Origin of the sequence: Streptomyces morookaense, from assembly GCF_013030945.1 — a bacterium.
Taxonomy (GTDB): domain Bacteria; phylum Actinomycetota; class Actinomycetes; order Streptomycetales; family Streptomycetaceae; genus Streptomyces; species Streptomyces morookaensis.
The window spans coordinates 17,063-31,198 of sequence record NZ_JABBXF010000032.1; the positions used below are offsets into that span (position 1 = coordinate 17,063).

At 70.6% G+C, this 14,136-nt stretch carries 16 protein-coding genes; 7 read left to right on the forward strand and 9 right to left on the reverse strand.

Annotation, left to right across the window (positions count from 1 at the left end; all coding sequences use genetic code 11):
* Positions 1 to 123: 123 nt before the first annotated feature.
* Positions 124 to 1,677 carry an APC family permease gene (locus tag HG542_RS15195; protein WP_171081666.1) on the forward strand — a complete coding sequence of 518 codons (1,554 nt, stop codon included), beginning with the start codon at positions 124 to 126 and terminating at the stop codon, positions 1,675 to 1,677.
* A 35-nt stretch (positions 1,678 to 1,712) separates the two neighbouring features.
* On the opposite strand, the gene HG542_RS15200 is transcribed toward HG542_RS15195, so the two are convergent.
* Together HG542_RS15200 and HG542_RS15205 are read right to left on the reverse strand one after the other, a co-directional pair.
* Positions 1,713 to 3,269 (reverse strand): MDR family MFS transporter, encoded by a 1,557-nt coding sequence (locus HG542_RS15200; RefSeq protein ID WP_171081668.1) that lies wholly within the window; start codon positions 3,267 to 3,269, stop codon positions 1,713 to 1,715.
* Between the two features lie 27 nt (positions 3,270 to 3,296).
* The gene (locus HG542_RS15205) at positions 3,297 to 3,476 is read right to left on the reverse strand and encodes a hypothetical protein (RefSeq protein WP_176606580.1); all 180 of its coding nucleotides are present in this window, start codon (positions 3,474 to 3,476) and stop codon (positions 3,297 to 3,299) included.
* 102 nt (positions 3,477 to 3,578) lie between these two features.
* On the opposite strand from HG542_RS15205, the gene HG542_RS15210 reads away from it, so the two are divergent.
* Positions 3,579 to 4,319 (forward strand): TetR/AcrR family transcriptional regulator, encoded by a 741-nt coding sequence (locus HG542_RS15210; RefSeq protein WP_171081669.1) that lies wholly within the window; start codon positions 3,579 to 3,581, stop codon positions 4,317 to 4,319.
* Between the two features lie 54 nt (positions 4,320 to 4,373).
* Here the strand turns inward: HG542_RS15210 and HG542_RS15215 are convergent, their stop codons facing one another.
* The 5 genes from HG542_RS15215 to HG542_RS15235 form a co-directional block, all read right to left on the reverse strand.
* Positions 4,374 to 4,982, reverse strand: coding sequence for a DUF1707 SHOCT-like domain-containing protein (locus HG542_RS15215; protein WP_229922482.1), 609 nt, complete (start codon positions 4,980 to 4,982; stop codon positions 4,374 to 4,376).
* A gap of 112 nt (positions 4,983 to 5,094) precedes the next feature.
* Positions 5,095 to 5,433: a DUF6415 family natural product biosynthesis protein gene (locus HG542_RS15220; protein ID WP_171081670.1), complete on the reverse strand. Its 339-nt coding sequence runs from the start codon at positions 5,431 to 5,433 to the stop codon at positions 5,095 to 5,097.
* Positions 5,434 to 5,496: 63 nt separating this feature from the next.
* Complete coding sequence (locus tag HG542_RS15225) at positions 5,497 to 6,345, reverse strand: helix-turn-helix domain-containing protein (RefSeq protein WP_171081672.1); 849 nt, start codon at positions 6,343 to 6,345, stop codon at positions 5,497 to 5,499.
* Positions 6,346 to 6,351: 6 nt separating this feature from the next.
* Complete coding sequence (locus HG542_RS15230; protein WP_171081674.1) at positions 6,352 to 6,882, reverse strand: DUF6879 family protein; 531 nt, start codon at positions 6,880 to 6,882, stop codon at positions 6,352 to 6,354.
* Positions 6,854 to 7,096 carry a hypothetical protein gene (locus HG542_RS15235; protein ID WP_171081676.1) on the reverse strand — a complete coding sequence of 81 codons (243 nt, stop codon included), beginning with the start codon at positions 7,094 to 7,096 and terminating at the stop codon, positions 6,854 to 6,856. The genes HG542_RS15230 and HG542_RS15235 overlap by 29 nt, the downstream gene beginning before the upstream one ends.
* Before the next feature lie 437 nt (positions 7,097 to 7,533).
* Between HG542_RS15235 and HG542_RS15240 the strand changes: the two genes are divergently transcribed.
* The 4 genes from HG542_RS15240 (at position 7,534) to HG542_RS15255 (ending at position 10,852) form a co-directional block, all read left to right on the forward strand.
* Positions 7,534 to 8,334, forward strand: coding sequence for a helix-turn-helix domain-containing protein (locus tag HG542_RS15240; protein ID WP_171081678.1), 801 nt, complete (start codon positions 7,534 to 7,536; stop codon positions 8,332 to 8,334).
* 110 nt (positions 8,335 to 8,444) lie between these two features.
* Positions 8,445 to 9,401 (forward strand): ABC transporter ATP-binding protein, encoded by a 957-nt coding sequence (locus tag HG542_RS15245; protein ID WP_171081680.1) that lies wholly within the window; start codon positions 8,445 to 8,447, stop codon positions 9,399 to 9,401.
* On the forward strand, positions 9,398 to 10,375 hold the full coding sequence (locus tag HG542_RS15250; protein WP_171081681.1) for an ABC transporter permease: 978 nt from the start codon (positions 9,398 to 9,400) through the stop codon (positions 10,373 to 10,375). The genes HG542_RS15245 and HG542_RS15250 overlap by 4 nt, the downstream gene beginning before the upstream one ends.
* Positions 10,376 to 10,498: 123 nt before the next feature.
* Entirely contained in the window at positions 10,499 to 10,852 is a 354-nt protein-coding gene (locus HG542_RS15255) for a GntR family transcriptional regulator (RefSeq protein ID WP_171081867.1), read from the forward strand.
* A gap of 42 nt (positions 10,853 to 10,894) precedes the next feature.
* Here the strand turns inward: HG542_RS15255 and HG542_RS15260 are convergent, their stop codons facing one another.
* A complete protein-coding gene (locus tag HG542_RS15260) occupies positions 10,895 to 11,398 on the reverse strand; it encodes a DUF6624 domain-containing protein (RefSeq protein WP_171081683.1) in 504 nt (167 codons plus the stop codon).
* 92 nt (positions 11,399 to 11,490) lie between these two features.
* Complete coding sequence (locus tag HG542_RS15265) at positions 11,491 to 13,020, reverse strand: CehA/McbA family metallohydrolase (protein WP_171081685.1); 1,530 nt, start codon at positions 13,018 to 13,020, stop codon at positions 11,491 to 11,493.
* 168 nt (positions 13,021 to 13,188) lie between these two features.
* On the opposite strand from HG542_RS15265, the gene HG542_RS15270 reads away from it, so the two are divergent.
* Positions 13,189 to 14,046 carry a TIGR03619 family F420-dependent LLM class oxidoreductase gene (locus tag HG542_RS15270; protein WP_171081687.1) on the forward strand — a complete coding sequence of 286 codons (858 nt, stop codon included), beginning with the start codon at positions 13,189 to 13,191 and terminating at the stop codon, positions 14,044 to 14,046.
* The last annotated feature ends 90 nt before the right edge of the window (positions 14,047 to 14,136 follow it).

Consider the following 14,136-nt stretch of genomic DNA (forward strand, 5'->3'; position numbering starts at 1 on the left):
ACGTAACGCCGCGGAAGCCTTGCAATGCAAGGCCAATTGGTGCGGTGACGGCCTGTGTTGAAGGAGCTGGAAACGGACCCTGAACCCCCGCATACGGAAACAGCAGCACCTACCGTCCTGCCCATGGTTCAGGCATCCCCACGGCCCCAGGCCGGAGACACGGCAGTGAGCGTGACGGCCCGCGCCGGCGAAGAGGTGCGCGCCAAGGGCCTCGGCGGCAACTCGGTGGGCCTGCTGGGCAGCGCCGTCATCGGGATCTCCACCGTCGCGCCCGTCTACTGCCTGACCTCCACCCTCGGCCCGACCGTCGGCCAGGTGGGAGTGCGCACCCCGGCCGTCTTCCTGGCGGGCTTCCTCCCGATGCTGCTCGTCGCCTTCGCCTACCGCGAGCTCAACAAGGCGCTCCCCGACTGCGGCACCTCCTTCACCTGGTCGGTACGGGCCTTCGGTCCGCGCATCGGCTGGATGTGCGGCTGGGGCCTGGTGATCGCCACGATCATCGTGCTGTCGAACCTGGCCGGTGTGGCGACCTCCTTCTTCTATCTGCTGCTGGGCGACCTCACGGGCAGCGATGCGGTGGCGTCCCTCGACGGCGACCGTCTCGTGCACGTCCTGACCTGCCTGGTGTTCATTGCCGTGGCAACGGCGGTCAGTTATCGCGGAATGACCGCGACGAAGGGTGTGCAGTACGCGCTGGTCGGCCTCCAACTGGCCGTCCTGGCCGTATTCGTGGCGATGGCGATCACAAAGGCGCGGGCAGGAGGCATTCCCGACTCGCTGGACTTCTCCTTCACCTGGCTGAACCCCTTCGGCGTCGAGTCGCTGAGCGCGTTCACCGCAGGCCTGTCGCTGTCCATCTTCATCTTCTGGGGCTGGGACGCGTGCCTGACCGTCAACGAGGAGACGGCCGGCAGCGACAAGACGCCGGGGCGCGCCGCGATCCTGGCGATGGCGGTGCTGATCGGCTCGTATCTCATGACGGCCATTGCGGCCCAGATGTTCGCGGGGAAGCGGCTGGGCGACCCGCGTACGGCGGACAACGTCTTCGCTGCGCTGGCAACACCGGTCATGGGCAAGGGGCTCGGGGTGCTGCTGCTCGTGGCGGTATTGGCCTCCGCGGCGGCCAGCCTTCAGACGACGTTCCTGCCGGCGGCGCGGACGGTACTGGCGATGAGCACGTACGAGGCATTGCCCTCCTCCTTCGCGCGGGTGCACCCGCGCTTCAAGTCGCCGGGCAGGGCGACGATCTGGGCCGGGGCGGCCACGGGCACCTTCTATGCGGTGATGAGTTTCCTGAGCCGGAACGTGCTGGTGGACACCATCTACGCACTCGGCTTGATGATCTGCTTCTACTACTCGATCACGGCGTTCGCCTGCGCCTGGTTCTTCCGCGAGCAGCTCCGGAGGTCGGCGCGGGACGCCTTCCTCAAGGGCGTCTTCCCGGTACTGGGCGGGCTGCTGCTGGCCGCCGTCTTCTGCAAGACGCTGTACGACATGTGGAACCCGGCCTATGGAACCGGGAGTTCGGTGTTCGGGGTCGGGTCGGTGTTCGTCATCGGGGTGGGGCTGCTGGTACTGGGAGCGGTGCTGATGCTGGCGATGCGGCGGCGCAGCCCGGGGTTCTTCCGGGGGGAGACGCTGACGGCGGGGACGCCGGTGCTGGTGGTGGAGGAGTGAGGAGAAGCGGGGTGGGCCAGGGTCTGTCCGGCGGGTCATTCCGCGGGGGCCGCCCCGGTGTTCGACCGCAGCGGCACCTCGCGGATCAGCCAGGCGATCGTGAAAGTCACGGCGCACAGTGCGGCCGTGCCGAGCATGACGCCGTGCAGCCCGCTGGTGACCCCTGTCCGGAACGCGTCCCGCACCGGCTCGGGCAGCCCGCGCAGCATCGCGGGCGTCAATGCGTGGCCGCCTGCCAGGCGTTCCCCTTCCCTGCCGAGCCGGCCCGCGAGGGTGTCGGTCATGCGGCCGGTGTAGACGGAGCCGAGCGCGGCGACGCCGAGCGAGCTGCCGATGGTGCGCAGCAGCGTGGTGGTGCCGCTCGCGGCGCCCATGTCGCGGGGCTCCGCGCTGTTCATGGTGAGCAGCAGGGCCGGCTGCAGCAGGCAGCCGAGACCGGCGCCGAGCACGAACGTCAGCGCGGAGGCCACGGCCGTGGCGGTGTCCGCTTCGACCATGAGCAGGGCGAGGGCGCCCGCCGTGGCGACCGCACCGCCGATGATCGGGTACGCGCGGTACCTGCGGCCCTTGCCGACCGCCCGGCCGATGGAGAGCTGCGCGCCCATCATGCCGAGCATCAGCGGCAGCAGCAGGAGACCGCTTTCCGTGGACGACATGCCGCGGACGAACTGCATGTACTGCGGCAGATAGCTCGCCGCCCCCGTCATCGCCGCGCCCGCGAGGAACGTGAGCACCTGGGCGAGCGTGAAGTTTCGGTCGCGGAACAGGCGCGGCGGGATGACGGGTTCGGCTGCGCGCCGTTCCACGCGGACGAAGGCGGCAAGCGCGGCCGCGGCGAGTAGTGCCAGGCCCGCGATCTGCGGGGAGACCCAGTCGTACGTCGTGCCACCCCAGGTTCCGAGCAGCGTGAGCGCCAGAATGCCCGTGGTGAGGAGCCCGGCGCCCGCGTAGTCGATGCGGGCCGTGCTGCGCTCGGTGCGCAGCCTGACGAGGAGGCCGACGATCAGCAGGGCCGCGGCGCCGACGGGCACATTGACGTAGAACACCCAGCGCCAGTCGAGCTGGTCGGTGAGGAAGCCGCCGAGCAGCGGTCCGCCGATCATGGCGACGGGCAGCATCACGCCGATCATCGACTGTGATCGGCCCGCCTGCGCGGGCGGGAGCAGCGTCCCGAGGACGGATATCGCACCCACGAAGAGGCCGCCCGCGCCGACGCCCTGGAGCGCGCGGAAGGCGATCAACTGCCCCATGTCCTGGGCGATTCCGCAGAGCACGGACCCGGCGAGGAAGACCGTGATCGAGGCCAGGTAGCTGCCCTTGCGGCCGTACAGGTCCCCGGCCTTGCCCCAGATCGGGGTGGAGACGGCGGTGGTCAGGAGATAGGCCGTCACCACCCAGGAGAAGTGGTCGAGACCGCCGAGGTCGCCGACGATGGTCGGGAGCGCGGTGCCGACGATCGTGCCGTCGAGCGTCGCCAGGATGATGCCGAGCAGCAGGCCGAGGATGACGAGGCGGGAGGGCGGTGCCGTCTCTGTGGCTGCGGACTCCGTGATCGTGGAGGGCGGAGCGGATTCTTTCGCGCGCTGATTCATGGCTTCCCCCAGTGCGGTGTCGTGGCGTCAGGCGGCGTACGGGCGGACGGCCTCGGCGTCCCGCAGGGCGTGGCACTCCGGCGTGACGAAGACGAACGCGTCGGCTGCGGGGAGGCGCGGTGGGGCCAGGGCGAGGGCTTCGGCCGTGCCGGGCGCGGCCGACTGGTCGATGGCCGGGACGACGGTGGGCAGCGGGGTCTTGGACATGGGTGCCCCCTGGGGCGTGTGCGACTGGATGTGTACGGCGTATCTCTGGCGTACAACGTACACACCGATGTGTACGTCGTCTACAAGGGATACGGTGTACGCATGGCCACACAGAAGAAGGGCGAGCCCGAGGTCTCGCTCTGGGAACGCATGGAGCGCCCGGCAGCCGCGCAGCGTGCCGCGCTGACGCCGCAGAAGATCGCGGCGATCGCGGTGAAGGTCGCCGACGCCGAAGGCGTCTCGGCCGTCACCATGCGCCGCCTCGCCACCGAGCTGGGCGTCGCGCCCATGGCCGCGTACCGCCATGTCTCCGGCAAGGACGACCTGTGGGCGCTGATGGTCGACCGGGTCACGGCCGAGGTCGTCGTTCCCGAGGACGTGACCGGCTGGCGCGAGGTGCTGCGCGCGTACGCCATCGGCAGCCGCCGGCTGATGCTGGATCATCCCTGGCTCGCCCAGCTCCCCACGCCGCACTTCGCGCTGACGCCGAACCGGATGGCCATGGCCGAACGGCAGTTGGCCGCCCTGGAGAACCACGGCCTCGACGCCGACACGATCATGACGGCGTTCCGTACCGTCGGCGCCTATGTGCACGGTGTCGGCCAGTCGGAGGTGGCGCTGCGCCAGTACATGGAGGACAACGGCTGGACCAGCGGCGACGAGACGCGCCGCGGACTCGCGCCGCAGATGATGTACCTGATGGAAACCGGCCGTTACCCGGCCTATCGGCGCTACGCCCTCGGGGCGGGCCGCAAGGACGACGCCACCTGGCAGTTCGAGACGGGGCTCGACTGCGTCCTCGACGGCATCGGCCTGCGGCTCGGCCTCGAACCGCAGTCATGACGGAGCCTTGGCCTCCTGGACGGAGGGGGCCGGGCTCCGGTGTGCGGGAGTGGCTCAGGCCGCAGTGAGGGCGGCCCGCTTCAGCTTGCGGCGCTCCCGCCGCTTCGGGTGGCGGACGACCACGCCTCCCATTCCGCCGTTGCCGGTGAGACGTATGAGGGGTGTGCCCGGGAGGGGGTCCGGGGCGGTGCCGTTCTTGACGCCGCCGAGAGCGGGGTCCACGTCGTCGGTCTGTGCGGCCCAACCGTCGGGGACGATGATGACGACGCCCCCCATCTGGCCGTGCGCCTCCACCTCGACCTCGTATATCCCTTCGCGGTCTACCTGCGTGAAGTCGAGTATCACGCCCCCGAGGCCGCCGTAGGCGGTCACGCGAGAGGGCACCTGCCAGCGCCCCTTGCGCACCGCGCCGTGCACGCCGCCCTTGAGGATCAGCGGCCGGTCGGGATCCGGCTCGCCAGGCAGCCACAAGTCGGCCGTGAGCCGAGCCAGTTCGGCACGGGTCTTGGCGCTCAGCGCCAGCTCCAGCCGCGCGTCCAGCTCGGCGAAGTCGACGCGACCGTCGGCCGCCGCCTGCTGCAGCCGCGCCACCACGGCCTCGCGGTCGGCGTGCGAGGCGCGTTGCTCGCCCCAGGGCGCCGGTACGGGGATGTCAGCCATCATGCGAACGATGCTACGGACGGCGGGCGGTGGCGGCTCTTCGGGAAGACCCTGATGCGGCCCTGAACCGTCCCCTACGGGCCCGGCTTGCCCGCCCGGCCCGGCTTACTGCTCGCTACCACTCGTCGAGGCAGTCCGCGAGCCGTCGGCAGGTGCGGCCGAGGTCGTTCATGCGGGTCGCCGCCGCGTGGGTGCCGACTTCGCCGACCCGGTAGAGATCGTCCTCGGCACGCATGATCAGCGCGGACCACCGGATCCAGGCTTCGGTGCCGCGCTCGATCCCGTCGGCGCGCCGCTGTGCTTCGCGGACCATGCGCTGGAGGTGGCCGCGCAATTCGGCCGTGATCTGGCGGACTTCGCTGTTACGGGGCGGGCGGGGGTGCTCCTGCAGGGCGCGGCGCACGGTTGCGCGGATGGGGGTGAGGTCGAGGGGTGCGGGGGTGGGGGTCGTCATGCCCAACACGCTAGGAAGGCCAGTGCCCGGCACTCAACGAAGTTCTACGAAGTTCCACGACGGTCACCCGAGCTCGTTCACGGCTGCCGTGATGAGGGCACGTGCCTTGGCCCCGTACACGGCGAGGTCTGCGAACTCCTTGAACGCCTTGAGGTACTGGGCCACTTCGGTCGGTGCCGTCACGTTCACCTGTGCGGTCAGCAACTCGACTTGTGCCAGGGCCTCGTCATAGATGCTGAACGTCTCGATCATCCACATCCGGCGTGTGGCGGAGAACGGAATCACGCCCAAGGAGACAGAGGGGTACGCCATGACCGAAAGGAGATGGCCCAGTTGGCCTGCCATCGTGGCGGCGTCGCCCACTCGGTGCCGCAGCACCGACTCCTCCACCAGCAAGGCGAAGCGATGGTCGCCTTCACGTACGACATGCGATCGCGTCAGCCGGGCTTCGACAGCGTCCGCAACGTCGTTCGGGATGGCGTGAAAGTCGGTGATCGCCTCCAGTAGGGCCGTCGCGTAGGCATGGGTCTGGAGGACTCCTGGCATGACATTCGAGCAGTAGATCCGGAACACCCGGGTTCTCTGGAACAGCGGCACGAATGACTCTTGGAGTCGGCGCAGTCCGGTGCGTTGAACCCGTCTCCACTCAACGTACATGTTGTCGGCGGAACGCGAAGCAGCAATGAGATCGGCGGCTGCGTCGGCTGCTCCACATGCGGCGCACCACGCGTGGATGTCCGCGTCGGACGGGGGAGTCACCGCGTTTTCCAGGCGTGAGGCCTTTGACGGATACCAGCCGGCGCGCCCGGCAACCTCTTTGGCTGTCAGGCCTGCGTCCCGGCGCAGGTCCCGCAACCGATCGGCGACGGCCTTCCTGGCGGCTTGAACGCTGGATGACGGGGGTGTGGGCATGGGTGACTAAGCCGGGTGGATCGGGTACTCCTCGTGTGGCGTCGCGCGGTTCCACACGGCCTCGAAGGCCGTTGTGCAGAGCATTGCCACGGTCTCCCGCCTGTCGACCTCCGGTCCGGCGGACTCGCCGTCGCCGGTGAAGTGGTTCCACATGACGACCTGTTGGTCGAAGAGCCAGTAGTCGTTTCCCGGCAGTGCGAGATCGGACGCTTTGCGGCGGGGCAACCAGCGCACCGATTCCCCCGCGGCAATGTTCTGGTAGGTGCAGCTGTGCTCGTACCTGATGTAGTCGCTCACCGGCTCCGACACGATTCGGGCGCGCCGGAATTCGACTCCGCGTGCCACTGCATCGCGCACCATGGTGTGGAACTCGTTCCACCATGTGTCGGGTTCGGGGGACGGACGCCAGCCCGCAAGCCAGGCTTTGAACTCGGTCGCTTCCTCGCCGATGCCGTAGGAATCGCGCATCTCGAGGTGCACGGCAGAGTGCTTGGTGTCCGCCAATAGGTCAGCGAATGCCAAGTCGGTCTGCGACATCACATGCCTCCCTGATGGCGGGCACCATGCGGATCGGCAGCCTCACCACCGCTTCGCTCTCGGGTACGGGGCCGGTCTCCCGGCAGCGGGCCAGCAGGGATTCCCCGGCCTTCCAGCCCTGGACGACGATCTCCTGTGCTTCGTCGTCCACCCAAGCCGTGGGGCACTGGGTACCGTTCGTGTTCGGGTCCTTCGCGATGAACAGTAGCGCCATGACAGCCTCCGTCGGCGTGCCGGGTTCTACGGGCGTCCATGAGACTGGCGACGAGGGCTCGCGGCGTCAAGGGTGCATGGCTGCAAGGGGAACTGGTGCGGGGCGCCCCACACTGGCGGCCGCGCCAGTGCTTCATCACAGTTGTCCATAGCAGGTGTCGCGCAACTGGACGCAAAATCCGATCTGTTGCTGCACCGCATCGAGGTCCCCACATCCCGGCCCGCCGCGAACTACCCGCCCCCGCCGCCCCGTTGAAGAACTGGCGAAGCACCAATACCAACCCAACCCCGCACACGTCACTCCATCAGGTGACGCGCTGGCATGCGTGCGAAAGCGCGCGGTACGGTCGCCGCGACAACCGCAAAAAGACGACGGCCCCCGCCGGGACTGGCATCCCGGACGAGGGCCTGATCATCAAGGAAGAGAAGGCCTTCCCCATGACTGACGCGCAGTCTAGCGCGCACGCCTCCGTGCGCACCGGGCCTCCCCGTGCCGGAGTGGTGCACATCCGCCACCGCCACGAGTCCCACTTCACCGTCGTGGGCAACCACCTCGCCCAGCACCCCGACCTGTCCCTCGTCGCCATCGGCATCGCTGTCTACATCCAGTCGCTGCCCGACGGCGCCACCGTCGGGATCAAGGACCTCACCCGCCGGTTCCGCGAAGGCGAGATCACCATCGCCCGCGCCCTGCGCGAGTTGGAGCGAGCCGGCTACCTGGAGCGCAAGCGCGTCCGTACCGAAGGCGGGCGGGTCGTGACCGTGACGCGGTGGTACGAGCGGCCCGGGGCCACCGACACCGGCACCAACACCAGCCGCAAGTCCGCCGCCCCCGCCGCCAAGCGGGCTCCCGAGCAGCCCCTGCCGCCCGTCGACCCGCCCGCGGCCGAACTGCTCGCCGGGCTGCGGCGGCGCGATCCGCGGCTGTTGCTGTCCGCCAAGGACGTGCGCCGCCTCTCGCCCGCCGTACGCGCCTGGCTCGACCGCGGCGTCGGCACCGCGCAGATCGTCCGCACGCTCAGTGCGGATCTGCCCGTCGGCGCCATCACCTGGCCCGCCCGGCTCCTGGCCCACCGGCTCGCCAACTGGCTGCCGCCCGTGCTGCCGGTCCCGGCCGCCGAACCGCCCAAGCAGCGACCCCTGCCGCTGCAGACCTGTGACGGCTGTGAACGGGCCTTCCGCGCCGAGCGGGCCGGGCTGTGCCGTGACTGTCGCGATGGCGGGCACGCGGCGGCATGAGCCGATAGTGGCGCGGCAGCGCGCGCTTGGGTGTTGACGGGACACCGGACAGTGGATCATCCTCATTCCACTAGCTGACTAGTGAATTAACAAGCACAGGGTGGGATGGGATGACGTCAGCGATCGAGGCGCGGGGGCTGGGCAAGCGCTACCTGCGCCGCTGGGCCCTGCAGGACTGTTCTTTCCGGATCCCGGCCGGCGTGGTCTGCGGGCTCGTGGGCCCCAATGGGGCGGGCAAGAGCACGCTCCTGCAGCTGGCCGGGCGGATAAGCCGGCCCACGGCAGGGAGTCTGCGGCTGCTCGGAGCGCCCGCGGAGGACTTGTCGGGGCTTGCCCGCATTGCCTATCTCGCGCAGGACAGACCGCTGTTCCCGCGGTTCACGGTCGAGGAGACCTTACGTCTGGGACGGGAACTGAACCCGGCGTGGGACCAGAGGATCGCCGAACGGATCGTCCGGTCCGGCGGGCTCGACCCGCAGGCCTGCGTCGGTCTGCTCTCCGAGGGGCAACGCTCCCGGGTCGCACTCGCGCTGGCCTTCGGCAAGCGGCCGGACCTGCTGCTCCTGGACGAGCCCATGGCCAGCCTCGATCCTCTCGCCGCCCACGAGATCGGCGGCCTGCTGATGGCCGAGGCTGCCGAGCAGGGCACCACGGTGGTGATGTCGTCCCACCAGGTGGGCGACGTCGCGGCCATGTGCGACTACCTGGTGACCCTCGCCGACGGCCGGGTCCGGCTCGCCGGGGAGATCGACGCGCTGCTCTCTGCCCACCGGATCGTCTCCGGCGTTCACCTCGCCGACGGTCCGCCGTCGTGGCTGGACGCGCACACCGTGGTCGAAACCCGCACGCGCGGGCGGCAGTTGACGGCGCTGATACGGGTCGAGGGCGCGATCCCCGCAGACTGGCAGGCCGCCGAGCCCGACCTGGAGGAAATCCTGTTGGGGTGTCTCCGGTCGCCCGGTGTGCCCTCGCTGTTCACGGCTACCGCCCGCATCGAGACCGGCATCGGGAACGGCACCGAGACCGGCATCGGGAACGGCATCGAGGCCGAGGAGGACGCAGCGTGAGTGCTACCGCAGACGCACTGCCGAAGACCAGCGCGCCCGCGCCCGGCCGCCGCGGTCGGCGCCTGCTGCGCGGGATGACCTGGGTCGTCTGGCGGCAACACCGCATCGTGTTCCTGGTCTTCCTGACCGCGGCCGTGGTGATGAGCGCGGGCATGGCCTGGCAGCGATCGGACGTGATGGAGTTCCTGCGGCATCCGTCCGGGACCGACTTCCAGGAGTGGTTCGACTCGGACCTCGACGGCATGAGCCGGATCCTGCGGCTCGTGCCCGTGTTCGTGGGTGTCTTCATCGGCGCCCCGCTGATCGCCGCCGACCGGGAGCGCGGCACCGCGCGGCTCGTCACGACCCAGTCCGTGACGCGCACCCGCTGGCTCGTCACCAAGGCCGCCATGGCGCTGCTGGTCACGGTGGTGTGCACCGCCCCGATGTCCGCCGCGTTCACCTGGTGGTGGAAGCCGGTCCACGCCTACTTCAACGGGGGGAACTGGGCCTCGGGTGCCGTCTTCGACGCGACCGGTCCCATGCCGGTCGCGCTGGCGCTGTTCCACCTCGCCCTGGGCACGGCGATCGGCGTGCTCGTACGCCGTGCGGTCCCGGCGATGGGGCTGACGTTCGTCTGCAGCGCCGTGCTCGGTCTGGTGTGGGACAGGTACCGGTTGGCGTTCGGCACGCCTCGCACCGTCACCGCACCGCTGGGCGGCTCCTTCCCGGAACGGCCCAAGGGCTCCGTGCACCACGACTCGTGGACCGTCGACATGGACGGCAAGCTGCACGGCTCCGGCGCCTGTTCCCACTACGCCGAGCGCACCCCCGAGCTGTGCCGGGCGCACACGGGCATCGTCGCCAAGCGCATCGACTACTTCGGCTTCGACCAGATGCCCGGCATGCAGTGGGCGGCTGCCGCGGTCCTCGTGGCGGTGGCCGCCGTGGTCCTCGGTACCGCCCTGTGGTGGGCGGCCCGGCGCACGCTGTGAGCCGTGCGAGGATCCCGGGGGCCGGGGTCACGGACGGAGGACGGACCTGACCGCGGCGACACGGGAAAACGGGAACAGGGGACTTCGTAGGTGATCGAGTTCAGGATCGACCGGCGCAGCGGAATGGCCGCGTACCTGCAGATCGTGCAGCAGGTCCAGGAGGCGCTGCGGCTGGGCATCCTCACAGAGGGAGACCAGCTGCCCACCGCTGCGCGGGTCGCGCGCGACACCAGGCTGAACCCGAACACGACACTCAAGGCCTACCGGGAGCTGGAACACCTCGGGCTCGTCGAGCCCCGCCCCGGCGTCGGCACCTTCGTCAGTTCCTCGGCGGGGCGCCCGAACCCCCTCGTGGAATCCCCGCTGCGCGGCGAGCTCTCGGAGTGGATGCGCCGGGCCCGCGCGGCGGGGCTCGACTGGGCGGACGTCTCCGCTCTGATCACCGTCGCGCGAGCGGAGCACTACCCGGCCGGATGACGACTGAGCCGGTGACGACTGAGCCGGCTGACGACTGAGGCGTCACATGAACCTGGCGACGTACTCCCCGAACGGCTCGATCCCCACCCCCGCCCGCAGCTCGTCCACGCGCTCCGGCTCCTCACAAGGCCACGGCACCGGTGCGCCGCCCTTCCCCACCCCCGCTATCTGAGTGCCGTACACCTGCTTGCGGCCCTCGTTCACCAGCACTCGGTCGCGCAGAAACGCCAACTGGCGAGCAGGCGTTGCGTCGTCCTGTTCCATCAGACGCAACGCCCTCCGCTGCACGTCCAGCTGGCGGTCCGCGTGCTGAGCGATCAGCCACGCGCTCGTTGCCGCCTCCTCACCGACCAGTGCCACGGTCGGCCAGCCGTGCTCGGTCATGATCTGAGCCAGGCGGTCGCCGTGCTGAGCGGTCAGACGGTGCCACGCCAACCGCTCGGACGGGTCGTCGCTGTTCGCGCCCGGCGACGTCCGCCGGTCAGCCTCCGCCATGGTCACAAGTTCCGCCGCCAGTGCGGCATTTCGGGGTTCCGCTGCATCCATGGGCGCAACGCTACGGTCGCATTCCGGCGCCAAGATCGTTCAGCGGGATGGTGACAGGCACTGGTCCGTACACCGATAATGGATCTACGCGATCACTCCCGTCCCAGGAAAATCGGGTTCGTCATCGCCGCCATCGCCCCCGGCAGCTCGCTTCCCGAGCCCGCCGGGTGCCGGACCTCCGCCCGTACGTACGCCGCATACGCCGGCGTCGTCCGCCACTCCACCGTTCCGCCCCCGCTCGGCACCGGGGCCGTGAACAGCGTGCCCTGGTCCGTCACGAACGAGGCCGTGCAGCCGGACGGGACGCCGGAGATCCTCAGGCGCGCGGTCACCTCCGCGTCCCGGTCGACCGGCAGCCGTTCGCCGATGCCCGCGTGGGCGCCGCGGCCGCCGCCCGTCGCCCCGAAGGACAGCTGTACGTGCCCCGACTCGCAGATCCAGCTGCGGCCCGCGCGGATCGCGGCCAGCAGGGCCGGGCGCGACAGGTCGTCCGCCAGGACCACCGTCTGGGGCAGGCCCACCACCTGCGGTTCGCGGTGCGCGTCGCTGTTGCCCATGGCGGGCAGCCAGCCCCGCCGGTCGCCCCGGACGGTGGCGACCAGCGTGTTGTCCCACTCCGCGATCGTCACCTCGTCGTCGGGCGTGTACGGGCCGTTCCACACCTCCACCGCGTCCGCCTCCGCGAAGCCGAACTTCCAGTTGCAGGCGACGCACGTGGCGTGCGGGTGCGCCGGGACGACCAGGCCGCCCGCCCGGTGGATCTGCCGGGCCACGCGGGGGAAGACGCGGTCGCGGGCGCGGTAGCGCCAGTCGAGGAAGACGCCGGGGTCGGTGCCCAGGGCGACGACGTGGCCGTTGCGGGTTGTGATCTCCTCGCCGGTGAGGATCAGCAGGTCGTCGCCCCACAGGCCCTCCCACGCGCCGTGCGAGGACGTCGTGTTGTGCTCGGTCGTCGTGATCCAGTCCAGGCCGGCCGCCCGCGCCGCCGCCGCGATCTCGGCGGGGGTGCGCAGGCCGTCCGAGTAGATGCTGTGCAGGTGGTTGTCGCCCCGGTACCAGGCGCGCCCCCGGCCCCTCGCCCGCTGGGGCGGGTAGACGGGGTGCGGGGTGACGCCCTGCTTCCCGTAGCGCAGGGTGACCGTGACCTCGTACGCCAGGCCCTGCGGGGCCACCGTGTACGGGCCCAGGACGACATGCCAGGTGCCGGGCCTGACGGGACCGGCGAGGTACCCGGGAGTGGCCTTCTCCGCGCTGATCGCGAATTCCTTGCGCGCACCGCCCGACCAGCCACGGAAGCCCGCGCCGCCGAGCTCGGTGCCGCGCTCGTCGAAGATGCCGATGTCCAGCGCGTTGCCCGGGGTGCCGGGCGGTGCCGAGGGTCTGTCGTAGGTGTAGGAGACGGCGATCTCGCGGACGCCGCCGGGGACTTCCACGGGGAGGTGGACGAAGTCCGGAGCACCGGCCGCCAGCCGGCCGGTGACCTTGCGGGTCTCTTCGCCGGGGGACCGCGAGCCGGTCCCGTCGGCGTGGGCGTCGGCGTGAGCGAACGTCACGCCTTCGAGCGTAAGCACACTCGTCGCTCCCGCGATAGCCGTCAACTTGAGAACGTTGCGCCGCTGCATGACCGTCCCTCCGGGAATGGGTGTCCCCACCGTCGTACGCCCGCGTGGCGCCTCGCGGAACAGGCGCCGTCGCACTCGTGTCCGTCCGCCGTGCGGGTCGTGTCGGGTCGTGGCGGCCCGTCAGGGCATACCGTGGGTCACACACAGCCCCCCGCGACGGAGGTGCCCATGCGGATCGCCACCACGATCTTCCTCACGGACGAGACGATCAGTCCCGTCCGGCTGGCCCGGGAGCTGGAGCAGCGCGGCTTCGCCGGGCTGTATCTGCCGCAGCACACGCACATCCCGGCGAGCCGGGACACCCCCGCCCCGATGGGCGAGCCGCTTCCGCCGGAGTACGGGCGGGCGTACGACCCGTTCGTGGCGCTGGCCCAGGCCGCGGCCGTCACGCACCGGATCGGGATCGGGACGGGCGTCTGCCTGGTCGCCCAGCACGACCCGATCGTGCTGGCGAAGCAGGTGGCCTCGCTCGACCATCTCAGCGGCGGCCGGTTCACCTTCGGCGTCGGCTTCGGGTGGAACGTGGAGGAGGCCGCCGACCACGGGGTGGAGTGGCGGTCGCGGCGCCGCCTGGTGCGGGACCGGATGGCGCTGATGCGGGCGCTGTGGGCGGAGGAGCCGACGGCGTACGTGGGCGAGTTCGGGGCCGTACGGGCCAGCTGGGCGCATCCCAAGCCGGTGCAGGCGCCGCGGGAGCGGAAGGGCGATCTGCCGCTGATCGGGCCGCGCACGCTGCTGGGGGGCGGGGCCGGGCCCCGGCTGTTCGCGGCGATCGCGGAGTACGCGGACGGCTGGATGCCCGTCGGCGGCAAGGGGCTGCGCGAGGACCTGCCCGAGCTGCGCCGGGTGTGGCGGGAGGCGGGGCGGCACGGCGAGCCGGAGGTGGTGCCGTACGCGGTGCACCCCTCGGCGGGGAAGCTCGCGCACCTCGCGGACATGGGGATCGAGGAGACGGTGGTGGGGCTGCCGTCGGGCGACGAGGCGGAGGTGCTGCGGGCGCTGGACGCGCATGCGGAGTTCCTGTGACGGGTACCCTCTCGACCACTTCCCCAACTCGCCGGAGGGTGCCTCCGTCTGACGTGACGAGAGGCACACGGACCTTCCGCTTCCGCTACG